Source organism: Exiguobacterium sp. AT1b (assembly GCF_000023045.1).
Taxonomy (GTDB): domain Bacteria; phylum Bacillota; class Bacilli; order Exiguobacteriales; family Exiguobacteriaceae; genus Exiguobacterium.
The window spans coordinates 213,156-239,733 of the sequence record NC_012673.1 but is presented as its reverse complement, the minus strand read 5'-3'; the positions used below and the strand labels follow the sequence as shown (position 1 = coordinate 239,733).

At 47.8% G+C, this 26,578-nt stretch carries 31 protein-coding genes; 11 read left to right on the top strand and 20 right to left on the bottom strand.

Translation table 11 applies throughout. The features are described from left to right. Positions 1-7: 7 nt before the first annotated feature. Positions 8-460, top strand: coding sequence for a GNAT family N-acetyltransferase (locus EAT1B_RS01350; RefSeq protein ID WP_012726325.1), 453 nt, complete (start codon positions 8-10; stop codon positions 458-460). A 125-nt stretch (positions 461-585) separates the two neighbouring features. Here EAT1B_RS01350 and EAT1B_RS01345 read toward each other — a convergent pair whose 3' ends face one another. Beyond that, positions 586-1,125, bottom strand: coding sequence for a GNAT family N-acetyltransferase (locus EAT1B_RS01345; RefSeq protein WP_012726324.1), 540 nt, complete (start codon positions 1,123-1,125; stop codon positions 586-588). Positions 1,126-1,332: 207 nt separating this feature from the next. On the opposite strand from EAT1B_RS01345, the gene EAT1B_RS01340 reads away from it, so the two are divergent. From EAT1B_RS01340 to EAT1B_RS01320, 5 genes are all read left to right on the top strand, one after another. Continuing rightward, complete coding sequence (locus EAT1B_RS01340; RefSeq protein ID WP_012726323.1) at positions 1,333-2,181, top strand: transporter substrate-binding domain-containing protein; 849 nt, start codon at positions 1,333-1,335, stop codon at positions 2,179-2,181. A gap of 7 nt (positions 2,182-2,188) precedes the next feature. Further along, positions 2,189-2,887 carry an amino acid ABC transporter permease gene (locus EAT1B_RS01335; protein WP_012726322.1) on the top strand — a complete coding sequence of 233 codons (699 nt, stop codon included), beginning with the start codon at positions 2,189-2,191 and terminating at the stop codon, positions 2,885-2,887. A gap of 113 nt (positions 2,888-3,000) precedes the next feature. Continuing rightward, a complete protein-coding gene (locus EAT1B_RS01330; RefSeq protein ID WP_012726321.1) occupies positions 3,001-3,909 on the top strand; it encodes a MoxR family ATPase in 909 nt (302 codons plus the stop codon). Between the two features lies 1 nt (position 3,910). Further along, positions 3,911-4,939 carry a DUF58 domain-containing protein gene (locus tag EAT1B_RS01325; protein ID WP_012726320.1) on the top strand — a complete coding sequence of 343 codons (1,029 nt, stop codon included), beginning with the start codon at positions 3,911-3,913 and terminating at the stop codon, positions 4,937-4,939. Beyond that, positions 4,936-5,913 carry a hypothetical protein gene (locus tag EAT1B_RS01320; protein WP_012726319.1) on the top strand — a complete coding sequence of 326 codons (978 nt, stop codon included), beginning with the start codon at positions 4,936-4,938 and terminating at the stop codon, positions 5,911-5,913. Before EAT1B_RS01325 ends, EAT1B_RS01320 begins: the two co-directional genes overlap by 4 nt. Positions 5,914-5,956: 43 nt before the next feature. Here EAT1B_RS01320 and cls read toward each other — a convergent pair whose 3' ends face one another. Continuing rightward, a complete protein-coding gene (gene cls, locus EAT1B_RS01315; RefSeq protein WP_012726318.1) occupies positions 5,957-7,423 on the bottom strand; it encodes a cardiolipin synthase in 1,467 nt (488 codons plus the stop codon). 109 nt (positions 7,424-7,532) lie between these two features. On the opposite strand from cls, the gene EAT1B_RS01310 reads away from it, so the two are divergent. After that, complete coding sequence (locus tag EAT1B_RS01310) at positions 7,533-8,753, top strand: sodium:proton antiporter (RefSeq protein WP_012726317.1); 1,221 nt, start codon at positions 7,533-7,535, stop codon at positions 8,751-8,753. A gap of 46 nt (positions 8,754-8,799) precedes the next feature. Here EAT1B_RS01310 and EAT1B_RS01305 read toward each other — a convergent pair whose 3' ends face one another. Next, positions 8,800-9,588 carry a LysM peptidoglycan-binding and 3D domain-containing protein gene (locus tag EAT1B_RS01305; protein WP_012726316.1) on the bottom strand — a complete coding sequence of 263 codons (789 nt, stop codon included), beginning with the start codon at positions 9,586-9,588 and terminating at the stop codon, positions 8,800-8,802. Positions 9,589-9,796: 208 nt separating this feature from the next. Between EAT1B_RS01305 and EAT1B_RS01300 the strand changes: the two genes are divergently transcribed. Both EAT1B_RS01300 and EAT1B_RS01295 read left to right on the top strand, forming a co-directional pair. After that, a complete protein-coding gene (locus EAT1B_RS01300; protein ID WP_012726315.1) occupies positions 9,797-10,057 on the top strand; it encodes a DUF1294 domain-containing protein in 261 nt (86 codons plus the stop codon). Between the two features lie 152 nt (positions 10,058-10,209). Next, positions 10,210-11,004, top strand: a complete 795-nt coding sequence (locus EAT1B_RS01295; RefSeq protein ID WP_012726314.1) for an AraC family transcriptional regulator — start codon at positions 10,210-10,212, stop codon at positions 11,002-11,004. 16 nt (positions 11,005-11,020) lie between these two features. Here the strand turns inward: EAT1B_RS01295 and EAT1B_RS01290 are convergent, their stop codons facing one another. Then, the gene (locus tag EAT1B_RS01290; RefSeq protein ID WP_012726313.1) at positions 11,021-11,779 is read right to left on the bottom strand and encodes a glucose 1-dehydrogenase; all 759 of its coding nucleotides are present in this window, start codon (positions 11,777-11,779) and stop codon (positions 11,021-11,023) included. Between the two features lie 184 nt (positions 11,780-11,963). On the opposite strand from EAT1B_RS01290, the gene EAT1B_RS01285 reads away from it, so the two are divergent. Next, positions 11,964-12,800 carry an alpha/beta hydrolase gene (locus tag EAT1B_RS01285; protein ID WP_012726312.1) on the top strand — a complete coding sequence of 279 codons (837 nt, stop codon included), beginning with the start codon at positions 11,964-11,966 and terminating at the stop codon, positions 12,798-12,800. Positions 12,801-12,836: 36 nt separating this feature from the next. Here the strand turns inward: EAT1B_RS01285 and EAT1B_RS01280 are convergent, their stop codons facing one another. From EAT1B_RS01280 to bglA, 7 genes are all read right to left on the bottom strand, one after another. Further along, entirely contained in the window at positions 12,837-13,790 is a 954-nt protein-coding gene (locus EAT1B_RS01280; RefSeq protein ID WP_012726311.1) for an alpha/beta hydrolase, read from the bottom strand. Further along, positions 13,783-14,337, bottom strand: coding sequence for a helix-turn-helix domain-containing protein (locus tag EAT1B_RS01275; RefSeq protein ID WP_031423702.1), 555 nt, complete (start codon positions 14,335-14,337; stop codon positions 13,783-13,785). Before EAT1B_RS01275 ends, EAT1B_RS01280 begins: the two co-directional genes overlap by 8 nt. A 120-nt stretch (positions 14,338-14,457) precedes the next feature. After that, positions 14,458-14,721: an excalibur calcium-binding domain-containing protein gene (locus EAT1B_RS01270; RefSeq protein WP_012726309.1), complete on the bottom strand. Its 264-nt coding sequence runs from the start codon at positions 14,719-14,721 to the stop codon at positions 14,458-14,460. 114 nt (positions 14,722-14,835) lie between these two features. Continuing rightward, a complete protein-coding gene (locus tag EAT1B_RS01265; protein WP_012726308.1) occupies positions 14,836-15,660 on the bottom strand; it encodes an SDR family oxidoreductase in 825 nt (274 codons plus the stop codon). 87 nt (positions 15,661-15,747) lie between these two features. Continuing rightward, a complete protein-coding gene (locus tag EAT1B_RS01260) occupies positions 15,748-16,071 on the bottom strand; it encodes a helix-turn-helix transcriptional regulator (RefSeq protein ID WP_012726307.1) in 324 nt (107 codons plus the stop codon). Between the two features lie 69 nt (positions 16,072-16,140). After that, entirely contained in the window at positions 16,141-16,950 is an 810-nt protein-coding gene (locus EAT1B_RS01255; RefSeq protein ID WP_158303576.1) for an MBL fold metallo-hydrolase, read from the bottom strand. Positions 16,951-17,039: 89 nt separating this feature from the next. Then, on the bottom strand, positions 17,040-18,476 hold the full coding sequence (gene bglA, locus EAT1B_RS01250; RefSeq protein ID WP_012726305.1) for a 6-phospho-beta-glucosidase BglA: 1,437 nt from the start codon (positions 18,474-18,476) through the stop codon (positions 17,040-17,042). A 138-nt stretch (positions 18,477-18,614) separates the two neighbouring features. Here bglA and EAT1B_RS01245 point away from each other — a divergent pair, with 138 nt between their 5' ends. Next, positions 18,615-19,325, top strand: a complete 711-nt coding sequence (locus EAT1B_RS01245; protein ID WP_012726304.1) for a GntR family transcriptional regulator — start codon at positions 18,615-18,617, stop codon at positions 19,323-19,325. Positions 19,326-19,373: 48 nt separating this feature from the next. Here EAT1B_RS01245 and EAT1B_RS01240 read toward each other — a convergent pair whose 3' ends face one another. The 9 genes from EAT1B_RS01240 to EAT1B_RS01200 form a co-directional block, all read right to left on the bottom strand. After that, positions 19,374-19,835 carry an NUDIX hydrolase gene (locus tag EAT1B_RS01240; protein ID WP_012726303.1) on the bottom strand — a complete coding sequence of 154 codons (462 nt, stop codon included), beginning with the start codon at positions 19,833-19,835 and terminating at the stop codon, positions 19,374-19,376. A gap of 25 nt (positions 19,836-19,860) precedes the next feature. Then, complete coding sequence (locus tag EAT1B_RS01235) at positions 19,861-20,577, bottom strand: hypothetical protein (RefSeq protein ID WP_012726302.1); 717 nt, start codon at positions 20,575-20,577, stop codon at positions 19,861-19,863. Then, complete coding sequence (locus tag EAT1B_RS01230; protein WP_012726301.1) at positions 20,574-21,308, bottom strand: hypothetical protein; 735 nt, start codon at positions 21,306-21,308, stop codon at positions 20,574-20,576. The genes EAT1B_RS01235 and EAT1B_RS01230 overlap by 4 nt, the downstream gene beginning before the upstream one ends. Positions 21,309-21,323: 15 nt before the next feature. Continuing rightward, a complete protein-coding gene (locus EAT1B_RS01225; RefSeq protein ID WP_012726300.1) occupies positions 21,324-22,385 on the bottom strand; it encodes a DUF58 domain-containing protein in 1,062 nt (353 codons plus the stop codon). 2 nt (positions 22,386-22,387) lie between these two features. Then, positions 22,388-23,311, bottom strand: a complete 924-nt coding sequence (locus tag EAT1B_RS01220) for a MoxR family ATPase (RefSeq protein ID WP_012726299.1) — start codon at positions 23,309-23,311, stop codon at positions 22,388-22,390. Then, positions 23,308-24,078, bottom strand: coding sequence for a hypothetical protein (locus EAT1B_RS01215; RefSeq protein WP_012726298.1), 771 nt, complete (start codon positions 24,076-24,078; stop codon positions 23,308-23,310). Before EAT1B_RS01215 ends, EAT1B_RS01220 begins: the two co-directional genes overlap by 4 nt. Before the next feature lie 150 nt (positions 24,079-24,228). Beyond that, complete coding sequence (locus EAT1B_RS01210) at positions 24,229-24,720, bottom strand: DUF3916 domain-containing protein (RefSeq protein ID WP_012726297.1); 492 nt, start codon at positions 24,718-24,720, stop codon at positions 24,229-24,231. Further along, positions 24,717-25,184 (bottom strand): DinB family protein, encoded by a 468-nt coding sequence (locus EAT1B_RS01205; RefSeq protein WP_012726296.1) that lies wholly within the window; start codon positions 25,182-25,184, stop codon positions 24,717-24,719. Before EAT1B_RS01205 ends, EAT1B_RS01210 begins: the two co-directional genes overlap by 4 nt. A gap of 106 nt (positions 25,185-25,290) precedes the next feature. After that, the gene (locus EAT1B_RS01200; RefSeq protein WP_012726295.1) at positions 25,291-26,553 is read right to left on the bottom strand and encodes an NCS2 family permease; all 1,263 of its coding nucleotides are present in this window, start codon (positions 26,551-26,553) and stop codon (positions 25,291-25,293) included. Between the last annotated feature and the right edge of the window lie 25 nt (positions 26,554-26,578).

Sequence of the window (26,578 nt, the reverse complement as noted above, 5' to 3'; positions counted from 1 at the left end):
TTGCACCATGCAGCTGAAAGAAGTTGCCATTCATCAATTTGAGCAAGCCCAACAGATGCTCGAGATTCAACGTAACGCTTATGCGGTCGAAGCGGAACTGCTCGGGTTTGACGAAATCCCAGCGCGCTATGAGACGATTGATGTCATTCAAAACTTACCAGGCACGAGTTATGGCTTATATATCGAGGAGCGGTTGATTGGGTTTGTCACGGTGGAAGCATCTGAGAAAACTGTTGAAATCACGAAACTATGTATCGACCCGACATACTTTCGGGCGAGACTGGCGACGACGTTACTCGAACACATATTGAGCATTCACAAAGGAAAGTTGATTTACGTGCATACGGGCAAGCATAACGGACCGGCGAAGCGTCTGTATACGAAACTTGGATTTGAACCGAGTGCCGAATTCGAACCAGAACATGGCGTCACATTGATCCGGTATACGCATACGTCTTAAATTCAAATCTCATCTCACTATCATAAGTATACTAAGATAATGAGATGAGATATTATTTTTACTGATAATATATGTTATGTAAACTAATAAAAAATAGAGCAATTTTTTCTCTATTTTAAAGCTCCCTATTCCTTAAAAATCTTGTACCAGTACAAGGTCAACTCGATTTGTGGATTCGCGTATTGTTTGATCGAGTCGACGCCTCCGAGTTGAAATCCCTCTTTTTTATAAAAGCGACATGCAATCAAGTTATCGTTCTGCGCTTCAAGCGATAAGCCGATCAGCCGTTTTTCTTTTGCCCACTGTTCGGCTGTTTCAAGCAACAGTTTTCCGATTCCACGCTTACGATGTGTTTGACGGACCGCGATATTTTCAATGTATGCAAATCGATTCCAATCCTTCACGAGTCGGATTTGTCCGACACATTCATCTGCATCCATCGCTAAAAACAGGATGCGACTGTCATGTTCGATATATTGTTTCCAGTCTAATCGATCGTCCGGAAATGTTATCTCTCTGACTTCTTCATCTAATTCTTCGACATATGTCCATTTTCCATCCATATAACTCGGCATGATTCGTCCGATGATCGGAAAAGGATCATTTGCATCGTTCACAATATGAATATGCGCCTCATCTAAGGCTATGATTTGAATCAAACTCATCCGCTCCGCCTCCTCAATATCGATTCTGTCTCACTTAATTTTTACTTCTGTATCATTCGTGTGAATTTAGCATTCATAGGAATGATAACGCTTTATGAATAAACGTTTCAAATTTTAATTTCACCTGTTTAATACATGCTTCACAGTTGCTAGACCGCTGAAGTCATGCTATTTTTAGACAGATGAACCATCTAAGGAGGAATTCTTGTGAAACGAACGACTAAAGGTTTGGCAGCAACTTTATTTTTAGCAATCCCACTTGCCGCTTGTGGTGATGATAGCACGGATCAAGCAGATACGACACGCTGGGAAGAGATTCAAGAAGAAGGCACATTGACGGTCGGTACGGCCGGTACCCTCTACCCCGCTTCTTTCCGTGAAGAAGAGAGTGACACGTTGACAGGATTTGATGTCGAGCTCATGAAAGAAATCGCTAAGCGTCTTGACCTCGAGATCGAATTCAAAGAAATGGCATTTGACAACATGTTGACGAGTGTGCAGAACGGTCAAATCGACGTGGCAGCGAATGATATCTCGGTAACAGAAGACCGTAAAGAGAAGTTTGCCTTCTCAAAACCGTATAAATACACGTACGGGACGGCCATCGTTCGCAAGAGCGACCTCTCTGGAATCGAATCACTCGAGGACTTAAAAGGTAAGAAAGCCGCTGGTGAGGCGACGACTGTCTTCATGGACGTGGCTCGAGAATATGGTGCAGAAGAAGTCATCTATGACAACGCGACGAACGATCAATACTTGCGCGACGTTTCAACAGGACGGACCGATGTCATCTTGAATGACTATTACCTCCAAACGTTGGCCCTTGCCTTCTTCCCTGAGTTTGATATCACGATTCACCCGGACATCGCCTATAACCCACAAGAAGTCGCTTTCTTGATGGACAAAGAAAATGACGAACTCCAGGAGAATATCGACCGTGTACTAGATGAGATGCTCGAAGATGGGACGGTCAAGGAACTATCTGAGCAATTCTACAATGGCGCGGATGTTTCGGTAGAATCAGACGTAGACGCAACAATCGTCGAAACGAAGTAATGACGGCATGACGTTCTCAGAAATTAAATGGGACGCCATCTTTGACGTAGACCTGGCGATTCAATCATTTCCTTATCTATTGGGTGGATTACCGAATACACTTTGGATTTCGTTCGTCAGTATGTTTTTTGGTCTCTTGCTCGGTCTTTTGTTGGCGCTCGGGAAGTTGTCTCCGACACGACTCCTTCGATACCCGTCAACTTTCTATATCTCGTTCATGCGTGGCGTACCTATCTTGATCATTCTGTTCATCCTCTATTCGGGATTCCCGTTCATCGGGATCGAGTTCGCCGCTTTGACGGCAGCCATTCTCGGATTCAGTTTGAATTCCGCCGCCTATATCGCTGAAATCATCCGCTCCTCGATTCGTGCGGTCGATGACGGACAGGTGGAGGCGGCTCGTTCACTCGGGATGGGGAAATGGTTAACATTGAAGGGGGTCGTCTTACCACAGGCGACACGGATCGCCCTTCCGCCGCTCTCGAACGTTTTTCTCGATTTGATTAAAGCCAGTTCGCTCGCCGCAATGATCACGGTACCTGAGATCTTCAACAAGGCCAAGATCGTCGGTGGTCGGGAGTTCGACTACATGACAGTGTATATCGTCGTGGCGTTGATCTACTGGGCAATTTGTACGTTCATGTCCTTCTTCCAAGAATGGCTCGAACGTCATTTTGAACGATATTTAGATACTCCGAAACGTTGACTGACTGGCTTATGCCGGTCGGTCTTTTTTAGTGAATTGGATTTTTGATACATCTCCTGAACCGATTATGCTATGATTTTCTTAATTATCAGAAAAATATAGGGGGATTTTGAATGAACCATCCATGGGTTTCACATTTGAATGATCAAGTCATTGGTCAATCGAAAGCCATCAAGCTCGCTTCGATTGCGCTACTCTCGGGAGGTCACGTTTTACTTGAGGACCGTCCCGGCACAGGCAAAACTACACTCGCCCGTAGTTTAGCAAGCTCCATCTCGGCGACATTCCAGCGTGTACAATGTACTCCGGATACATTGCCGAGTGACATATTAGGAATGGAGTTGTTCAATCCGACGACCGGGGCGTTCGAACGCCGGACGGGTCCGATTTTCACGTCGATTCTACTTGTTGATGAAATCAACCGGACGACACCACGTACGCAATCCGCGTTGCTCGAGGCGATGCAGGAACGTCAAGTGACACTCGGGGAAGTGTCGCTCAAGTTACCGGAACCATTCTTTATGATTGCTACACAAAACCCGTTCGACGGGCAAGGGACGTTCCCGCTCCCACAGGCTCAATTGGACCGTTTCTTATTCAAATTGACACTTGCTCCCCTCTCACGGGATTCCGAACGACGACTGATTCGCAATGAGCATCTCGCTTCAGAATCCTTCTCTCTGCAACAGGACGAATTGTTAAAGATGCAGCAAGAGGTACGAGATGTCCGATTCCACGAGGCGATGGAAGATTACTTGCTGGATTTGATGGAATCGCTCCGTCACCATCGCGACATCGAGGTCGGACCAAGTCCACGAGCGACGCTCGCATATACGATGGCGGCTCGGGCTCATGCCTATATGGAAGGACGGGACTATGTCTCACCGGAGGATATTCGGGCACTCGCACTTCCGATTTTAGGACATCGAATCGTCTTGACGGTCGAAGCGTCGCTGAAGACGAAGCCGTCAAAGTTGATCAAATCTGTACTCGAGACCATCCCGGTCCCTTCAGAGGTGTAAGATGCAGTTAGTCAGCCCACGCTATCTCGAGTCCGGCTATATGTGGCTCCTGTTCGTCGTCGGCGTCTTCACGGCACTTTATGGGAACGTCTTGATTGCGAGTCTATTGATCGGTTTCAGTCTCTATGCACTGGTCATGCCATCTTTCATGTTTCGATTGGCAGAACAAATCCATGTCGACCTCACAGAAGAGATGAAACTCTTTCCGAACGACGAGGCCGTCTATGTCTTGAAGCTCGTGTCGACGGCAAAAGTGCCGCTTGGCGTCGTCCGCCTATCCGGCTATTTGCACCCGACCGTGGAATCAGAGGGACATGCGTTTTGGCGTCAGGAGAACTTTGTCGAGACGAATGCGACCGTGGATTTCACAATCCCACTCCATGCGAAGAAGCGTGGTCCCATCCGCCTTGAAGCCATCGGGATGGAAATCCGGGATCCGTTGCGCATGTTCTCGCTCTATAAAGAGGACTCACTCCCGCGCATCGGCTACGTCTTCCCTGAGTTTTCGCCCTATCCGATCCCGAAACGTCCCCCTACTCTCCCGGGTGAGGAGATGGTCCGTCATAGTGCCTATCGTGACCCGGAGACGTTCCAGTCGGTCACCCCATATCACGGGCAACCGATGCGACAGCTATATTGGTCTGCCTATGCGAAGACGGGCGAACTGCTGGCCCGTACCGAGCAACCGGTACAAGCGAATGAATATGTCATCGTGCTCGATTTGTTGACGAAGGATGGGCGTGCCCTCACCTATCAGATGGAGCGCCTTATCTCGCAAGCGGCCGCATTATGTCGCGATTTCGAGAAAGAAAATGCGAGTTACGGTCTGATTGTCCCGACGCTCACGAAGGATGGAATCACGTATGACCTTCAACCAGGAAGTGGCGAGGTTCATTTCCGGAAGATCATGACGACATTCGCTTGTCTGTCCGAGAGTGATTTTCCACTCGCTCGCTCCTTGTTTGAGCGAAAGGTCGCCAAATATAGTGGGAATCAATCGATTCTCCGCTTGGGAGGTGACGGTCAATGAGATGGTTGTGGTGGGTATTCGCATCCTTTTACATCGGACATGTGTTTCCGTTGCTCTTCTTATTGACACTTCGTCTCCCTCGGAACACACAACTGATTGTACAGACAATCATGAGCGTCGGTGCCCTCTATTTCTCTTATGAAATGAGCATCTTGCTTTTGATTTTCACATACGTTCATGCGTTCATTCGAACGTTGGATTGGACGGACCGTTATGCGATGGCGAGCGTATTGTTTTTGGTGGCAGACTGGTTATTCCCACCGGCATCGCAACCGCTCGCGATGGTGCTCTTCCCGTTCATCTTTTTGATTTGGCAACGAAACCTGTATTACCGTCGCGACTACAAGCGGATGGTGACGATGTTGACCGTCGGCTTAGGCATCGGACTGACTGTCTCCCTCGTCATTCGTACAATCAAAGAGCTGTTGTTTGGCAATGTCGTCGCCTGGATCACTCCGTTCTTTCTGTGGATCGGGAGCTGGTTCGATGGCATCGTGCTTGACCCGAACGATCGCGTGAACCGGTTCCTCGTTCCGGACAACCCGAACCTCGATGCGGAGACGGTGGCACAGGAGACGTTACTCGAGTCGGCATCGAACAACTCGTTGTTCTACATCGGAGTGTTCGCGATGATCTTGCTGCTTGGGGTAGGATTGTTCTTCTACTTGCAGAAGCGAAAAGACATCCAGGAAGACGGGATGATTCCGAGGAGTATTCACCATCCGACACTTTCAGATAAGCGGATTGTCCGCTCGCCTCGCCAGATTCGCCTCCTTGAGACGGGACGGAAGTTGGAACAGCAGCACCCGCGTCTTCGAGAGGAGACGGTAGCTGATTGGCTTCAGCGAATCGAGTTCACGGACCACAGGCTCTATGCAGATTGGTTAGAGGCCGCAGAGTATGGAGACAAGGAAGCGCCACAAGCAATCAGCGATTCCTTCGAACGACTCGTCGAGCAAGTGAAAAAACGCTAAAAAACATCCGGCAGAGGAGATTCTTCTGACCGGATGTTTTTCATTATAAAATCGGACTGAGGAGGCGGGACACACTCTCCTTGAAGCGAATCCAACGTGTCCTCGATTCATATCGCTCAAGGGTTAGCCGCTCGGCACGTGCCTCGTCTCGCTCGAACGCATCGATGACGGACGTTGCGACGTCTTGGTCGAAGACGAGCGCTGAGATTTCAAAGTTGAGGCGGAAGCTTCGGGCGTCGATATTTGTCGTCCCGATTGATGCGACTTCTCCGTCGATGACGAGTGTCTTCGCATGAAGGAAACCTTCCTCATACGTGAACACTTCCGCCCCGTAGCGTACGAGCTCTGCCGCGTTCGCATAGGTCGCCCAGTAGACAAACATATGGTCGGGCTTGTTCGGGATCATCAGTTTGATCTTGGTACCGGCCATGAGGGCGATGCGACAGGCATCGAGGAAACTCGCATCCGGGATGAAATACGGTGTCTGGATGTAAATACATTCTTTTGACTGCGTGATCATTTTGACGAGCATATTCTTTAAATGTTCCGTCGACGAGTTTGGACCCGATGTTACGATTTGAACGGGTGCAGCGTGATGTGAGATTCCCTCGGTTGGCCAGACAAAGTCATCTTTCCGCGCTTTCGTTTTCGTCGGGACCGAGCGATTCCAATCCAAGATGAACCGTTCCAATAATTCCTTGACGGCGTCGCCGGAGATTCGTAAGTGAACGTCACGCCAATAGCCGAAGTGCTCATCTTTTCCAAGATATTCATCCCCGACGTTGAAACCGCCGATATAGCCAAGCTCACCGTCGATGATGCAGAGTTTTCGGTGATTTCGATTGTTGACGCGGAAGTTGATGCCGAGTTTAGAGGGGAAGAACGATTTGACTTCCCCGCCGTGTGCGAGCAGGTCCTTGAAGTGTTTGTGCCTGAGCCCCCTCGATCCTACCGCGTCATAGAGGAGTCGGACACGTAACCCTTGTTTCGCCTTTTCCGTTAATAATCGAATTAACGATTGACCGAGGGCGTCATTTTGGATGATGTAATATTGAATGTTCACTTCTTTCGTCGCGCGCTCGATGTCTTGAAACAGCTGGTCGAACTTCTCTTTTCCATCGTGAAGGACACGAATGTCGTTGTGGAAAGACATCATCGCATTCGTCGACACGAGGTTCAGTCTTGCGAGTCGTCGGTGTTTCAATAGAAGTGGATGATTGAACGGTGCCGTGGATTGGTCTAATTGGTCGAGCTGCTCCGCTACATGATGATGATACGCCTCACGTTTCTCTTCTTCGACTTCATAAAAGTTCTGTGATTTGATCAATCGACCAAAGAAGATGTAGACGAAGAAGCCGATGAGCGGTAAGAAGAAGAGGACAAGTAGCCACGCCCATGTCGTTCCGATGTCTCGCCTCTCGAAAAAGATGATGGTGATGGCGAACGTGAGATTAAGCAGTAAGATGAGCCATGTCAATATGACGATAATGAGTCCGATAGTCACTTCCATCGTATCCCTCCCTTTCCTTCAATTCTTACCCGAAATCAGACAATCTTAGCAAATGTTTTTCATGATGTGGGTATACATTAATGAAGAAGTGAAGAAACGGGGGAAGCTTATGGAAGACATGATGATCGGCTTCAGCTTACTTGTCCTCATCGGTGCACTTTCGCAGTTACTCGCTTGGCGTTTTGACTTTCCAGCCATCTTGATCATGACGGTTGCCGGGATTCTCGTCGGACCGATTTTCGGTTGGCTGGAGCCGGATCGGATACTCTGTGAGCTGTATAGCCCACTCATCTCCATTGCGGTGGCGCTCATCCTATTCGAAGGAAGCCTCAGTCTCGAATTCAGAGAGATTGATGATTTACGGAAATCAATCTTTCGACTCGTTACGGTCGGGGTGTTCGTGTCCTTTATCTTGACCTCGATTTTGCTCATCATGATTGGCGATTTTCATTGGTTGCCAGCATTTACGCTCGGTGCCATCTTCGTCGTGACCGGGCCGACCGTCATCATTCCGTTACTAAGGCAAGCCAACTTGTCCGCACGTCCGGCTAAAGTCTTAAAATGGGAAGGAATCATCGTCGATCCGCTTGGCGCCTTGATGGGATTATTCGTCGTCCGCGTAGGCTTCATTTTCTATCAGAACGATGGACTCGCGAGCCACTTGCCATTCTTTTGGTCCTGTATCGTCGCCGTCGCCTTTGGGATTGCCGTCGGACATCTATTGATTCGCTTATTCGGGAATGAGAAAGTCCCAGAATATTTACGGACGACGTTGACGTTCTCCGGAGTCCTTCTTGTCTACTCCATCAGTGAATGGGTCATGAGCGAGGTTGGGCTATTGGCTGTGACGGCAATGGGATTGACGATGGCGAACTCCAAACATGGACATCTCCACATTTTGAAACAACTTCGTGAATTTAAAGAAAATATCTCTATCTTACTCGTTTCCACCGTGTTTATCATTTTGACCGCGAGCTTGACGCGCGATAGTTTGCTCGCCATCTTCGAGTGGCCACTCCTCCTGTCGATTCTCGGGATCTTATTTTTAGTCCGTCCGATCTCGGTACAGACGTCGCTCCTCCGTTCCCCGTTATCGATGCAAGAGCGGGCGCTCATCAGCTGGATTGCCCCTCGAGGCATCGTCGCGATGACGGTGACCGGTTTCTTTGCACAAGAGATCGCCGAACTCGGGATTGAAGATGCGGAGCGGATGTTGCCGATCACACTCGGTTTAGTCGTAACGTCTGTCGCCCTGCATGGACTGACGATTAAACCACTTGCCAAGCGACTCGGACTGACGAAAGTGAAGAATCCATGGGAAAAGGCGTAGACAAAAAAAGACACCGCCCGATGGCAGTGTCTTTAATCAGCTTGAATTAGTTCAAGACTTTGATTGTGATTGATTGGCGACCGAAAGCAAGTGCTTGCTCTTGTGTCGGCATCAAGATATCGATTTTATTTCCTTTGATGGCACCACCAGTGTCTCCTGCGATGGCTTCTCCGTATCCTTCAACCCATACTTTAGAGCCGAGCGGAATGACAGAAGGGTCAACCGCGATGACTTTTTGGTTCGGGTTCGAACGAACGTCGATTCCTGTCGCTGTGATACCAGAACATCCTGCACAATATGGTGTATAAGCTGTTGCTTCCACTGTCATTGTCTGACCTGAAGCCGGAGCTTGGGTTTGCGTTGTAGACGATGCAGTTTTCGTAACTGGTGCTGATGTCGATGTCTTCGGTGTTGTTGTCTTCGCATCATTCGCTACAGATGCAGCGGCTGCACCTTTCACGGCGAACTCTTGTCCAGGGAAAATAAGATCTGAATCAAGACCGTTCCAAGTCATCAATTGATTGACAGAGACCCCGTGATTCAATGCAATACGATAAAGTGTGTCGCCTGATTTAACTGTATACGTTTTAGATGCAGTAGAAGCTTGTGATTTCGCTTCTGCCTTTCCAAGTTTCAAGACTTGGTTCGGATAAATCATATTTGAGTTTAAGCCGTTCGCTTGTTTGATATCATTTACAGAGACGTTGTTGTTCACGGCGATACGATAGAGTGTATCTCCAGACTGAACTGTGTGTGTTGATGCTGCCGAAGCTGGAGCAGCGACTCCTAAACTAAGGCCAGCGAGTGCCGTTAGTGTCAATAGTGGTTTTTTCATAAGAATATTCCTCCCTTTTCTAACGCCCCCTTACTGTAACACCTGTATATTTCACAGCGATTACAGGACGATATGAGAGTGTTATCAGTTCATTTACAGAACAATTCATGAGGATGAGAGGATTCAGAAAATTGTTTTAATCCATAAAAACGGCTTTCTAGAGCCGTTCTAAGATATAATAAGGAGAGAAATAAGGAGGTTTTGGTCTTTGGAACTATTACTGCTATATTACATTGTGACTAATTTACTAGCGTTTGTGTCATATTTTGTCGATAAACGACGGTCTCGCGTCGGAGCTTGGCGTATTTCGGAGCGGACTTTGCTGACGATGGCATGGATTGGTGGGGCGTTCGGTGCTTATGTGGCGATGCGTGTCTTCCGACATAAGACATTGAAGCCGAAATTCCGGATTGGGGTACCTGTCGCGATTCTCGTGCATGCTGCGTTTACCGGTTGGCTGATTTTTTAAACTCTTATATAGAAGAAACTCGATTATATCTTTTAATGAACGATGATTAAAAATGTCAGATTCGTCCCAGTTCATGCTCAATTCAAAGTGTTTCTCCGTGAACAATCGAAATGAAATGTCGGGAAATTTCCTAAACGAGGAGGATGGCTCTTTTGAAGAGTATCGAGATGATTCGTCACGGATCATTGACATTAAAGGTGACTGATCACTTCACTGTTCTTTTTTGCAAGTCTGGGACGTCCGTGATTCGAGTGAACGGAGAAAGCATCACCCTTCATCCAAGAGAGGCCGTTCTCTTGGCACGAGGACAAAGTGTCATGTTTGAGAAAATCGAGGAAGCGTCACCGATGAGGTTACTCGAGTTTGATCCGACTGCTTTGTTCCATCCCGAGTTGGCGAAGCGATATGTGACGCCATATCTAAATACTGAAAAGTCCATACATATGATAAAACCGGAACGAGGTCATCAATCTATTATTCAGACGATTGAACGGGCCGTTCAACATTTATCTGCGGACGGTCCGCTCGCATTGATGGATGCCACACTGCAGTGTACGGTCATCTGGCGCTATTGGATTCAGCAAGAGGGTGAAGTGATGAAGAATGAGAACAAACGGGTGAGCCTTCGTCTGATGCTCGCTTACATCGATTCTCATCTAGAAGATAAGCCTACGTTAGCTCGAATCGCGACTGCAGGTAATGTAAGTCGCAGTGAATGTTGTCGGTTGTTTACAACGTTCGGGAACACTTCCCCACTTGCTTATGTCCAAGTTAAAAGAATGGAACGGGCCGCAACTCTATTAATGGATTCGATTGAATCGGTTGCTGACATCGCCAATCGCCTGAGCTACTCAAGTGTCAGTCACTTCGTACAGGCATTCAAAGCACATCATTCAATCACCCCGCTCGCCTATCGAAAACAATACCAAAGGAAAAGAGCCGAGTAATTTCGGCTCTTTTCCTTTATCTTGCGGTCCACCCACCATCTGCCTTCAAAACATCACCATTCACGAAGCTCGAATCATCCGATGCTAAAAAGAGGGCGACGTTCGCGATTTGTTCGGGCTCACCCATCGGCGCTTCCCCCGCACCTTGAATGGCACGCATCCCGAGTTCACTCGGTGCCGTGATCGTTGACCCGATATTCGTATTCACCCCACCCGGTGCGATGGCGTTGGCCCGAATCTTACCGAGCGTGCCATGGGTCGCCGCGATGTTTTTCGTCAATCCGATTAACGCATGTTTCGATGCGACATACGCCGCGCCACCGCGAGTACCGAACAGTCCTCCAACGGACGCATTGTTGATGATGACGCCACCACGGTTCTGCTTCTCCATCACTTGGATGGCGGCACGTGAAAGTTTCATCGGTCCGGTCAAATTGACACCCAGAACTTTGTCCCATAGTTCATCCGTCACTTCGCCCACCGTCAGGAAGTTGTCCATGATTCCCGCGTTATTGACGAGAATGTCGACCGACCCGAACGTGTATTTCGCCGTACCGACGAGGTTGTCGATATCCGTTTGATTTGTCACGTTACCAGCAATGCCAAGAGCTTCCCCACCCGCTGCTTTGATTTCATCAACTACCGCCTGCACAGCATCTTCATTCAAGTCGAAGGCGACGACCCGTGCGCCTTCCTGCGCAAACAGTTTGGCGATGGCACGCCCCATGCCTGAACCTGCGCCAGTGACAATTGCCGTTTTCTCTGAAAGCTTCATTCCTCATTCCTCCTTTAAAGGTCAGAACGTATACGATGTGTGATGACAGTAATCTGCCTGTCACTATGTTATACCCACATTTGTTTAGGAGCATTGTGAGAAAGATGGCGATTTTTCTTCAATTGATTTCCAATCATCTTTATACTTGAATAGAAGCCACTCTGCATAATAAAGGAGAGATGACGTGAGACAATTCCATGCAACCGTCCATGGTCGAGGTGAACCGGTTCTTTTTCTTCCCGGTGGGGGGTTCACTGGATCACAAGGATTACAGTTTGTCGAAGCCTTACATAAAACATTTGAAATCCACCTCTTAGATTTACCTGGTTTTGGTGAGAGTGAGGGACTACATACATATGCGACCTCAAAAATACTCGCAGATTGGATCGAAGCATACCGAACTTCACGACAACTGGAGTCCATTCGTTTGATCGGACATTCGATGGGGGGTGCCATCGCCCTGGCGTATGCGGTCCATTACCCAGACCAGGTCAGACGTTTGATTCTCCTCGACCAAGGACATAAGCCGAATGCCATGATTCCGTTTCGTGAATATGGCATCTTCGGCTTTACCTTTCCGCTTTTACGACTACTGTATCACCACTCACCACGACGCCTCTTGAACTGGATTGAAACGAAAGTGAATAAGAATGACCCCACGTTTTCTGAAGAGCGGTTCCAACTGTTCTGTCGACGAATCGGGGTCGAGCCGACGTTATCGATTCGTTCAGCTGTCGAGCAATCGGCCCGTCTTTCGACCGGTGGCTTACACTTGTTGTTTGGTTATGATGGATTGGATTTTAAGGACTTGTTACGACGCGTCCAAGTCCCGACGCACCTGTATTATGCGGATTTCACGGGAATTGATTTGAAGGAGGCGAAGCGAACGCTCCATCATGTCAAACGAGCGGAACGACTGCTTCATCCTTCTGTACAATTGATTGCCGTACCAGGTGGACACTTCGTTCAATGGAGCCGTCATTTCTCGATGGAAAACGTTGAGCGGTTCTTACATACATAAAACAAGACAGCGGAGAGGTTTCCGCTGTCTTGTTCGTCATGATGCCCAGTCGTGGCGCTTTAGCCATTCGTGAAGTTGATGCTGTAGCTCAGGATGGAGCGGTTCACTGAGTTGTGAACGATATTGTTTTTTCACGTCCAAAATACTCATCTCACCATCGAAATGTTTCAACATATGGTCCATGTCCTTAATCTTTTGTACCTCGATATGCTCTACGTGAAGTGCAGCGAGCTCATCTAGATGCTCGACGTCCGTTTGAACGTCCCGGTCTCCTGTCAGTGCGAGCGTCGGAATGTTCAATTGAACCAATCGTTCTCGAAGTGACACGTCTGTGTGTGCAAGATGCTCCCGTAACCATTTGGCAGGGAACTTCATCAGCTGGATCCGCATCGTATCCTGATCCGTTGCTGTGACGCGCTCGAACAGTTTTTGTTGTTTCCCGACGACCGACTTCTCATTCAAGCTAAAGCGAAGCAGTTTACCCTTGATCCCTTTCGTACGTTTCACTACATCGAGTAAGGCATGCGCCTGTTCCTGCATGCTCGTCTTCAAGGCGACACCGGCACCAGACAACAGGATGAGACCAGAAACGGATTCACGTTCTGCTGCGAGTGTCGCGACGATACATCCTTCGCTATGACCGAGCAATAAAACGTCTTGTGAGACATGGTCATGAGATTTCAGATAACGGACGACCGCCGACACGTCATCAACGAGTCCTGTCAGACCGACGCTATGTCGATTGCCACCACTCTTGCCAATCCCCCGTTTGTCATAGCGTAATGTGATGAATCCTTGGATCGTCAGCCATTCTGCTAAGTCTTTATACAAGTTTGACTTGAAGCCGGTACCGTTTCCGTCACGGTCCAATCCTCCCGTCCCTCCGATGAGGACGATGGCTGGAAAGGACGACCGTTCCTGATCGGGTGTCGTTATGGTGGCAGCAATGGTTGTTTCCCCTTGAATCAACACATTTTCTTGTTTATACATCATCCATCTCCTCCTTTTCTTCTACCGGCATGAACGCGTAGGAGAATTTCCGCAACGTACGTTCTTCAGATGGTTCATGCTCGAGCACTCCCTCTAAGAGATCGTAGAGACCTCTTAGGAATCGATCACTCTCGGCATCAGACAGATAAAGTGGGATACTCCGAAAGCCGACCTTGTCTCCTTGAAGGTCGATTTTGTCCCGCTTTAAATAGTCTCCGAAATCCATGAGCAGTGACATCGCGAACGTGTAACATATTTTATATAGTTGTTCACGATCTTCCTCTTCGACGACTTGATTGACAGCGGTCAATGGATTGTTTTGAATCGCGTACACTTTTTCATACACCCCACGTACTTTGTTCTCACTTGCGACAGATAAAATCTCGTCTTGTACCATCTTGTTGATATGGCGATAGAGGCTCGCTTGGGGCACATCGGGAAGCAACTTTGCCAACTCTCCGGTCGTCACTTGCTCGTTCATGAGAACGTGCTGAAAAATTTTCATGCGAATCGGGTTTAACAGACTTTTTAAAACGTCTTGATTCATCATCTTCACCTCATTATTATCATATTTGATAATATTATTACTTATGATAATATCATGCATCCGAATATGTGTCTACGTCCATATAAAAGGCCGCCCTCATTGGCGGCTATATACATGTTCTTATCTCTCACAGGCGATTCCATCTTTGTCGCGATCACGTGCTTTGTTCGCGTCATATAGTGCTTTACTTACATATGGCGTGTAACGTGTCTTACCACCTTTATTTTTCGTCGTCTTTGACTTGGCTACACCACCTTTATACGTTTTGTTTAACTCTGTACAGTTTTTAAATGTCTTGACCGCTGCATCTGCTGATTTTGTCGGTGTTGAAGACAATCCGATGACTAGAATGAATGTTGAAAGTGCTAGCATGACTTTTTTCATGAAATCCCTCCTCTTAGATGGTATATCGGGTAATTTTGTGTGAGTTGAATCATTCTCAAAACGACATAAAAAATCCTTTTCATTTTCCATAGAAAATAAAAAGGATATGATTCATTATTTCTTTTCAACGACACCTCGGACAATCGCAAAGAATATCCGGTTCGGGAGATAACGCTTGAGCGCGATCAATAATCCCGCTTGTTTACCTGATGGATAACGAAGTCGTTTCTTCCGTTCGGTCGCGGCTCGCCAAATCGTCTCGGCGACGACGTCTGGACCTTCAGCGTTCGCACCAGCGGCATTCGTGTTATGGAGTGCGACTTCTGTATAGTCATCATATACATCGAGCGGTTGGTCACGCACGAGTTCCTGGGAACGACCGTAAAAGTCTGTTTTAATCGGCCCCGGCTCAATCAATTTCATGTCGATATTGAACGGTGCCAACTCGAACTGAAGCGATTCGATGAATCCTTCAATCGCCCATTTTGAACTGTGATACAAGCTATAGATTGGGAATGTGATCTGTCCACCGACGGAAGAAACGGTTACGATTCGACCGCTCCGCTGTTTGCGGAAGTACGGGAGTGCTGCCCGAATCACATTCATGACCCCGAATACGTTCGTATCAAATTGCCGCTGAATCTGTTCGGGAGAGGCTTCCTCGAAAATTCCGACCGCTCCGTATCCAGCATTGTTCAACAACACATCCATCGTTCCATGATCCGAGACGATTCGTTCAAATGCCTCTCGGATACTCGTCTCGTTCGTCACATCTAGCTGATAGAGCGACACCCCTTTTAGGTTAGACAGTTCTTGATGGTCTTCAGGTCTTCGCATCGTCGCAGCGACATGCCAGCCTCGTTTGCTGAACAGTTCGACCGTTGCCCGACCGATTCCGCTCGATGCTCCTGTGATGACGATGGTTTGTTTTTGCTTCATATTCATTCTCCTTTAATGTTTATATGTTTAAACTTTTAAACGTATTAGTGGAAAAGAAGCCTTTCTTTCTGTTTCCAAAAAGAAAGGTTATAAGATACATTCATCTTCAATCGCACGTGTCAGTGCCTTCAGCAGTCCGACCGCATCTTCAAGTGTCAGAAAATAAAAGTTCTCTGTCCCGACTTTCTCCGATGAAACGATGCCCGCTTGTCGAAGTAGTTTGAGATGATGTGAGATGGCTGGTCGAGACAACTCAATCTTTTCATCAATCTGATTGACGTTCAAGCGTTCATGTTTAGCGATTTCGACGATGATGCGTTGACGATTGACGTCGGCTAATACTTGGAACAACGGAATCGCATCTTCAAATAAAGATAACGATACTTCGGGTGTAACATCTGTCCGTTTCATATTCATCACTCCGTTTAAAAGTTTAAACGTTTAATCCTGTACTAAGAATACTAGGTGTTTTACCTTCTGTCAACGTAGTTGTTCGTAGATTTCTCGAAGAATGCTTGCAATCATATGTTTAGAGTCATAATCCCGCTTGGATATTCGGACGAGCGGCGATGGTTCGGGGAAGAGTTGAGCATTGATGTCGTCAATCGTATAGCCTGCTGCAGTTTTCGTTATCACGTCATCGGTCAAACGTTCTAGATAATCGAGCTTTTTGGTCAGTTGCTCCCTTCCCTGTTCGAGACGCCCGGCATGCTGACAGTACACCTCATCAAAATCGAGGGACAGGACCCGTTTGAGCGAACGAATCTGTTCAGGGACCGACTCCTCTGGAATCATCACCTTCGGATACGGATGGACGAACAAATCACCCGAGAACAGTCGACCGTTCTCCTCATCATATAAGACGACGTGATTCGGTTCATGACCGGGTGTATGGAGCACCTGATAGGTATGATGTTCTGACGTGATCTGATTGTCATGATAGGCGACCGGCTGAAACGGTTCCGGATCTCCTGAAAAACGTGCTCGATAATCTGGGATTTTTAACCCCGTCCGGCACATGTCCCTGGCGGACTCTCGTATGTAAATCGGGACACCGTATGTCCGCTCAAGCCAGGCCGCCGTTCCAATGTGATCTTCATGTGGGTGGGTGATGCTGACAAGGTCGATTGGGACCGACTCATAAAAAGGTTGGAGAGCGGGTAGCATCGTGCGTGTCCCCGTATCGATGATCATGCCGTCGATATAATAGACGTACATCGACATCTCGAATGGACCGTTCTTCACTTTGGCGCAAACGGCCGTTACTGGCCCATACTGCTTCACTTGCATCATTCTTCCCTCCTGGATTGTCATTTTCTACATTATAGCGAAAAAAAGCAAAGACCTGCAGACATTTCACAGTTCTTTGCTCATCTTATTTAGAGATTCTCTCCGTTCGTCGCGATGACTCGCTTATACCAGTCGAAGGAGTCCTTTTTCATCCGCTCCATCGATCCGTTCCCTTCATTGTCACGGTCGACATAAATCATCCCGTATCGCTTCTTCATTTCTCCCGTCGTGAACGAGACGATGTCGATGATGCCCCAAGGTGTGTACCCGATCAAATCGACCCCGTCATAGAGGACGGCTTGCTTCAATTGTTCGATATGTGCCTTCAAATAATCGATTCTTGCCGCGTCATGAATCTTCCCGTCGACAATCTCATCGACGGCACCAAATCCATTCTCGACGATGAAGAGCGGGATTTGGTATCGATCATAGAGTCGGTTGAGCACATAACGGAGTCCGACCGGGTCAATCGCCCAGCCCCAGTCACTCGACTGGATATACGGATTCTCGACCCCATTCGGCAGACCACCGTTGACGATATCGCCGCTGTTGTCCGCGACGACGTCACTCTTCACAGTCGTCGACATATAATAGCTGAAACCGAGATAATCGACCTTTCCGTTCTGTAGGATTTCTTCGTCCCCTTCAAGGATTGGGATGTTATACCCTTCCCGCTCGAACTCGTTCAATGCGTAGCTCGGATAGAAGCCTCGTACTTGTACGTCCGGGAAGAAATAGCGTTGACGCATCATCTCTTCGGAGAGCATGACGTCATCTGGGTTTGATGAATACGGATAAATCGGTACGTGAGAGACCATCGCTCCAATCTCGAAGTCAGGATTGATGGCTTTCCCTTTAGCGACGGCGAGAGCGCTCGCAATCAGTTCATGGTGCCCAGTCTGATACATGACTTCGCGGGCGTTCTCCCCTTCTTCTAAGAGGACTCCAGAATTCGTCCATAAGAAGAGTGGATTGTTGACGTCCATCTTATTGTTGATTTCGTTAAACGTCATCCAGTACTTGACCTTGTCTCTGTAACGGTCGAAGCAGACCTCCGCGAAGCGGACGAAGTGGTCGACGACGGCACGATTTCGGAAGCCACCGTATTCACGGGCAAGATGGAGCGGCATCTCGAAATGCGAGAGCGTGATGATCGGCTCGATATCGTACTTTAACAGCTCGTCGAACAAGTCGTCATAAAATTGAAGACCTGCTTCGTTCGGTTCTGCGTCATCCCCGTTCGGGAAGATGCGACTCCACCCAATCGAGGTACGCAAGCATTTCAATCCCATCTCAGCGAAAAGCGCCACATCTTCTTTGTAACGATGATAGAAATCAATCGCCTCATGGTTCGGATAGAACTCGTTCGGCTCGACCTTGTCTGTGATGCGGCGAGCGACGCCGTGTGCGCCTGCTGTCAAGACATCGACGACGCTCGGCCCTTTTCCGTCAGCGTCCCAACCGCCCTCGAATTGATGGGCGGCGAGTGCGCCTCCCCATAGGAAATCTTTAGGTAACGTCTTCATCCTCTATTCCTCCTTTTGATATATCATACACGTCAAGTATAATTGTACCGGTAAAATTTAACAAGGTCGATACACTTAAACATTTTTTTGTTTTCTCATGATATAATGAAATCAGTGACGAAAAAGTGAGGAATGACCATGCTAAAATATCAACAGATTGCGAATGAAATCGAACAATACATTAACGAACAACAGTTAAAACAGGGGGATAAGCTCCCTGTCCTGGAGCAGATGATGAATCAATATGCAGTGAGTAAGAGCACCATCACGAAAGCATTAGAGCTGCTCGAACGAAAAGGGGTCATCTTTCAACTGCGGGGAAGCGGCATCTTCGTCAGACGACATAATCGACCCGGCTATATGAGCCTCTTCTCCACCCAAGGATTCAAGAGCAATCTCGGAGACCGTGTGTTGACGTCTGATGTGATTGATGTGTCTGTCATGAAGCCAGATGCGTTGGTGGCCGAGAACCTCGGGATTGGCGTGTCTGACGATGTGTACCGGGTCGAACGGGTGAGATATGTGGACGGGGAAGTGCTCTGTCATGAGGAATCCTATTATGTGAAAGCCATTGTCCCTTATTTGAATCGAGAGATCGTGGCGGACTCGATTTTCGATTACGTTCAATCTGCACTCGGCGTCACGATTGGGTTTTCTGACATGTATCTACAGGTCGATCGATTGACGGAAGGGGAAGCAGGCCACCTCGGATTGCAAGAGAATGATCCGACACTTCGCATTGAAACCATCTTTCATCTGACGAACGGAAAACCTTTCGACTATTCACGGATCACCTACCACTATGCACATTCCCAGTTCGTCATTCAGGCGAACGGACCCTATATGTGAAGAAACCCCTCATGCGCGCATGAGGGGTTGTTCGTCGCAAGATGAATATCACTTCACGACCGGGAGATTGACCTGTTCGACCCAATCGTCAATGAACCGACGTTGATGTTGATGTAATCGTGGTAGGTCTTCTCTTGAGAAAAATCGATGTTCGTGACTTTCGTCTGTCAATTGAGCGATTTCTCTTGAGAATGAATGGGTGTAAAAGATGACTTGAACACTATAGACGCGATCACCGTTTTCATAAGTGGCATATCCGTCATCACCGGAATAGATTCCGAACAGTTTCAAATTATCTACGGAGAGCCCCGTCTCTTCGAGAGTTTCACGGATGGCTGTCTCTTCAAATGATTCCCCAGGCTCCATAACGCCACCGGGGATTCCCCAAACATGATGATCTTTTCGGTGTTGCAACAAAATTTGATTGTCCTGTTCGATGAGGACTCCACATCCTACAGTGATTAATAGATTCGATCCGATTAATTGACGCATATGCTGTATGTAACTCACTACACTACCCCTCTTTATTTAGAATTCAAAAAATCTTGATATCCCCATTCACATGATCAATAAAAGAGTACGTGTCGTTAGCATCATGTGCGAGTATGAAATTTCCTAGTATATTTGGATGAAATTCAATAGTGAACGTCTCAAGCGTCTGCTCGTATGTTGGATGTGAGAGGGACTGCCACACATTCTTCGCCTTCGGAATCTGAAGCTGAGGCAATAATTCGTCTTCAATCAATCCCTTCCAATCTGGGTTATGCAATATAAAGCGAAACACGTTTTCAAATGGAGCAAACGTCCCACCTAAACCAAACGCCAATTTGATGGGAAATGCACCTCTAACCACATGTTTAAAAAATGTCTCCATCTGGACAATACCAGTTGTCGCGACACGTTTCACTTGGTTTCCTTGAAGCGTCAATCCGTCTTCGGAATAGCTCAGAATCCAATCCCTCTCTCCTCTTAAGACGATGACCTCATTTGAAGAAAGCGTCAATTCCGACTCTAACATTTCACGATTCTTGATGGTTTTGGTCGTCACATGCTCTTCTTCCTGACTTTTAAAAGAGACGCGACGTTTTCTCGAATCCTTTACAGTCCGCTTACGCTCTATAAGTAATGGAAACTGTTCATTCTCCAAATGGCGAAAGATCAAGTAGGTTGCTTCTCTGTCTCTCAATGCATGACTCGGTATGACCACTAATTCTAGTGGATTATGATGACTGGATAAGTCTTTTGACATCATGTTGCTTTTCGTCTCTTGAGGAACCAATATCCGAATGGCAAGATCGCTAACACAGTAAAGCCAATCAATCGGTTGGTATTCGATGTTGGCTTATTTGACTCTGTCTTATCCGAATGGACTGATGATGAGTCGCCTGCTCCACCTATCATTCCTTCTTCGGCATCCCCTTCAATACTTTCATTCTCTTCAACCAATAATACTTGAAACGCCTCAGTTGAAATCTCATCTCCGCTAATCATCTGTTTCGTATTAGATGTCAACGCCGTCAACATGTCCCCATCAAAATCAAACCAAGCCGACGCTTCTGAGTATTTCACGAGATCGCCTTTTACGTCCGTCAACGCTTTCGGGGTTTCTTTGTCTGAACCAAACGTTGAGAACGCATATGTACCCGCTGCTTGTTCATATGTTCCGATCACGTTGACCGGTTCGTCATCTTGAAAGACGGTCGCCACATATTCTTTCGTTGGGGCGAACGTACATGTTTCTCCCGTTTTGTAACAAGAGGATGACGGGACGTATGTCTCGAGTAGTGGTCCGAACGAGATGTTCTCACTGTCTGTCATATGATAATTAGCCGGATCATCTCCCTGAATATGATCCATCACAATGTCATAAAAATATGCATCTGCAAAACGTTCCGCCGAGGATTCAGTCATCTCGGCTGATACGGTTGTCGTGCTTGCAAGTAGTCCGACACAACATATGAGTAAGCCCGTCATTCGTCGCATGTGTTTCTCCTTTCATCACCCTGAAGATTTCAGCAGCACCGCGTGATTGATGTGAATCAATTCGGCGTGCGGCTGTTTGTGACGACTGACATATGACGTGAATCGCGATGACGCAACAAACGCGTTCGATTCATGAATCATCGCCAGTCGGACGAGAATGAGCCGTAATTGTTTTCTTCCTTCTCCCAGTGTAACACGGTCGACTTGGTTGTTTTTGTCGAGTCGGTTGATTAACAGCTCCACTTTACAATCTTCTTTGATCAAGTAAGAGACCCAATACGCCGTCTGTTGAATCAAGTCTTCATATTGCGCATGGAGCCCGTTCCCGAGCGGACCGCTCAAATCAAGGGAAATCGTGAACGTGTCGAGATTTTGTCGTTCGAACACTTTTGCCTGTACATGACCGACCTTTGAAGTGGCGACCCAGTCAATCTGTTTAGCCGGTTCCTTCTCATATCGTTTTGCACTCTGAATCATCAACGGATCATTCAACGGGGAGTGCTTGACGATACGGTCACCCATCCGAATCATGCGAGATTCGGTGATTGGTGACTTCGTGATGGTAGGTAAAACAACCCATGAGGGCATATCCATCTCCTCATCCGTGAAAAAAAGAGTACCTAAATAAAACGGTAAGGTGACACGCATCACACACATATGAATCGAAGCAGGTCCACGCTTCACAGCCGAGACGCTCACATGATGTATGTCCTGTTCGATCCTGGTGTCGTATGCCTGTGACCCGTCCTCGAATACCATCCTTTCATTACCCTCTAGTCGAATCAATAGCGGAACACCAAGGGCAATGATTCGCTCATACCCATCAATACGGACGATACAGGATGTCTCATCGTCGATGAACAAGAGATCTTCTTTCTGCCGGATGGAAAATGAGACTTCGTTTGAAAGTGTTCGAATGATTCGTTTCCGGATGAACATGACGATTAATAATGCTCCGCATACATAAGCGATGGGCCATACATAAGGCATCCACATGGTGAGGAGACCGAGACTGACATAAGCCGGCCAAAGTTGGTCCTGAAGAATGGACGGTGTACTGATTTCGACCTGTCGCATCGTTACACCTTTTCGACGGGGACAGTTACGGACTCGAGTACGTCCACCAACACTTGTCGCTTCGTCGATTTGATATCCCCTTCAAGGGTGAGGGTCAATCGGTGCGCGAGGACATGTGGCGCAACGGCTTGAACATCTTCAGGCGTGACAAACTGACGGTCGTTCAAGTACGCATAAGCTTGTGAGACCTTGACGAGCGCGAGCGTCGCCCGTGGGCTCGCCCCGACTTCGACTAACGGGTGTTGTCTCGTCTCGTGGATGAGTGCGAGCAAATACGTGACGACATCTTCATGAATTCGGATATTCTCGACTTCTTCTTGTGCTTCTAAAAAAGCTTCATTCGTCATCAAGGCATGCACTGTCTGTCTCGTCTTTGAAATCGTCTGCAGAATCAAGTTCCGCTCTTCGTCTGCCCCAGGATACCCAACTTGAAGAGACATGAGGAAGCGGTCGAGTTGGGCGTCCGGTAGCGTGAACGTTCCCGCCGACTCGATCGGGTTTTGCGTCGCGATGACGAAGAATGGTTTCGGTAGTTGATAGGTGACACCACCGATAGAAACTTGGCGTTCTTCCATCGCTTCAAGCAAGGCGGATTGCGTTCTCGGAACGGCGCGGTTCACTTCATCGATGAGTAAAATATTCGTGAAGATCGGTCCGGTGCGGTTCTCGAACGTCTGGGTCTGCATATTGAAGAAGTCTGAACCGATGATGTCAGAAGGCAGCAGGTCGGCTGTGAATTGAATTCGGGCGAAGTCTGCCTCAAAGCTTTTGGCGATGCTTTTCGCAAGTAACGTCTTCCCCGTCCCAGGCACATCCTCTAGCAAGATATGGCCGTTCGCCAAAAGGGCTGTACAACATAATTTTGTGATTTCCGGTTTACCAAGGTAAATGCGATCTAATTGGTCCAATACGTTTCGGATGGTCATGAGTTCGACTCCTTTTGTGTGCGTAGTAGGTATTCATCAAGTTGTTGGGTGAACGCTCGCTCACGTTGTGGTGAGATGTTTCCATCATCATAACGTGTCTCTAAATAGGTAAGTAGGGATGCATCGAGCTCGATTCGTTTCGCCCAAGTCGACAACGTCTCAGTTGGGCGACGACGTTTATATGGAGGTAACGCTGCTTCGAATTGAATCAACTGCTTTCGGATAGCCGATGCTGGTAATGGATGAATCGTTCGGTTTATCTGCATCGACGCGTTGTCAGAAGTCACTAGCGAGTGATCCTCGATATCTAACTCTCCCTCCTCGCTTTGTTTCTTCGAAGGGCGTCGTCTTTTCCAGAGCCACCATCCGAGCAAGATAAGCAGTCCGGTAATTATGTATGGGAGGTAGGAGACACTGCTCGTCTCTTCTCCTGACTGGTTTCCGTAAGAAGGGGATTGGTCCTTGATCCGCTCTTTCGGTGTACCACCTGACTCGTCTTCTGAGTCAATCATTGCTCCGTCTGGACCGTTCCCTTCTGGTTCTTCATATGGCGCATCCCCACACCAAAAGTCGACATCCGTCACTTCGAAAATCCCTAAAAATTTTCGTTTGTCATGACAGTCGGTGACCCAACTCGTAATCTCGCTCCCTGAGATATCTAATGATTGGTAGTAACGGTATCCCAGTTGACCGGAATAGGAGATGAGGGCGACAAGTAGTAAGGAGAATAGAATCCCTGACACAAAAATCGTTTTGGCTTGTTTCATTGGCGTTTCCGTTTATGTATATTCGGTTTCATCTCAAGTAACGGCTCCTCCCATAGTCTAAATCCTTTTTTTGGAAATCGGATTAACAGGATTATACCATGCACCTTAACGGAATATTCAGTTATTTTTAGACAAAAGAAAAATGCCCGTTCATTGAACGAGCATCCACACTTCTCTACCTTCACCCTCTTCATCGAATATCCACTCTTCAAATCCGTACACGCGAATATCCCGGTCACTACGAATGTCCCATTTGTTCAAAAACGTTTTTTCATGAGAAATTGGAATCCATTTTTGGTGGGATGAATCACGCCGCATAAACGTCTGTAACCCCTCTTCATCTTCAAATACGAGAAGTTCAGAGTTCCAGAGTGTAGGAAAATCTAGCAGCACGACAACTCGCATTCGTTCCTCTACACGCAACTCTACTAGTCGTTTCGCTTCATCGAGCAGAATATGGATGATTGCCTGTTTGATTTGGGTATTATGTTGAATCTCCAATAAAAAAGTTTGTCCGACCGGAATCTTGGCATACCAATACCCATTATGAAACTCCTTTGGAAAATCCTCATGATTTTCTTGTATATTTCGCTGAAGACGACTTAACTTTCGTTTCAGACCACGCACTTTCCGATGTCTCATTTCAGGATCGACTCGACTTGCTTCATATGGTGTCGGTCATGCTCGATGAACTCCCCGATGATTACATGTAACGAGTATGGGACACCTTGATGCGAATCATGCGAGACACCATTCGCTGTCGTTTTATAAGTCAGCGCTTCTTCACTTAAGGACTCGAGCATGGTGATGAGTGCTCGTCGACTTTGTAGTGATTCCTTCAATACGACGTCACCCGATAACTTCTCCGCCCTTTTCGTCGCTCGCGCGTTGAAAGAGTCAAAGTCAGGGAAAATCATCCCTTCCCCGTTCTTCACCGATGGGATGATGACATTCAACAGATGATTGTCCCAATGGGCGATATGTAAGACGATTTGCTTTATGGACCACTTCTCCGAGTCAATCTGTTTATTCCAATCAGAGTCACTCAGCTTTTCTAACGACTCGAGCCATTCTGTGTACGATGCGAATTCTTGAATGACTTGCATCCAATCCCCTCCCCGTTCCATTCAAATTACTGCGATTATAGCATGAATGAGTCTTTTTAAAATCAAAAAACGGCACCGTTCTTCATGAACGATGCCGCGCGTGTCTCTATAACCAGACTGGTAATGAGAAGAAAACTAAGAACAATACGGTCAAGACACCGACGACCGGACTGAGTGACCGGTAGCCCTTCTTGAACAAGACAATCATCGTGTACGCGATGAACCCGAGTCCGATCCCATCGACGATGGAATACGTGAACGGAATCATGATGATGACGAGAATCGCCGGGAAGGCATGCTCCCAGTTATCGAGAGGCAGATGCTTCACGTTTTGGAACATCATCATGCCGATGATAATCAACACCGGTGCGATCGCCGTCACCGGGATGATTGCAAAAAGCGGTAGCAATAAGAGCGATACTACGTACAATCCAGACGTGACGAATGAAGCGATCCCGCCTCGTGCACCGACCGATATCCCGGCAGCCACTTCGACCGTCGAGACGGTCGGGCTTGACCCGAACATGGCCCCGGCCATCGTCGAGAGACCTTGTGCGACGAGACCTTTCGGCGCCTCTTCTTCTTTGCCGATTGCCCGTGTCTGATTCTGAATCAAGCTGATGTTTTCAATCAACAAGACGAGCGTCAGCACACCGACCGCGACGAAGAAGAGTGGAGATGTCGACTCGCCGAACGAGATGTTCCCAAATACCGTGCCGAACGATTCGAAGAACGGTGTCAAAGCGAAGCTTCCCGTCCAATCGAGTGTTCCCATCACGGCACTGAGTCCGACACCGAAACCGATCGTCCAAAGGAAGCTGCTCGGCCCCATCTTCAAGAACAGTAAGATGGCGACGAAGAGTGACAGGAATGCGACTTGGACGTCACGCTCTCCGAGATCACCGATATGAAGCAATGCCCCTCCCCCGCCTGAGACGATCCCTGCCGCCTCGAGCCCGATCAAGATGAGGAAGAGGCCGAGACCGACCGTCAATCCGTCATGAATGATCGGTGGGAACGCGTTCGCCAATTTCCTCGCCACTTTGGTGACCGTCAATAGTACGACGAGTACACCTGAGACGAACGAGACGGCGAGCGCACTTTGCCAGCTCAACCCCATCTGCAGGACGAGCGTGTACGTGAAGAGCGCATTAATCCCCATTCCCGGTAACAAGAGAAGCGGTAGATTGAAGAATCCCGCAATCAATGTCCCGATGATGCTTGTCAAAATCGCTCCGACGAGCGCCCCCTCGAACGGGAGTCCGGCTTGTGTCAAGATTGCCGCATGCACGGCCGGGATGTATGCTGTCGCCAGAAAGTTCAGCACGCCCCCGTATGTTTCTGTTTTCCATTCTGTTTGTTTTGCCATAGGAATCAATCCTTTATTGGCACCC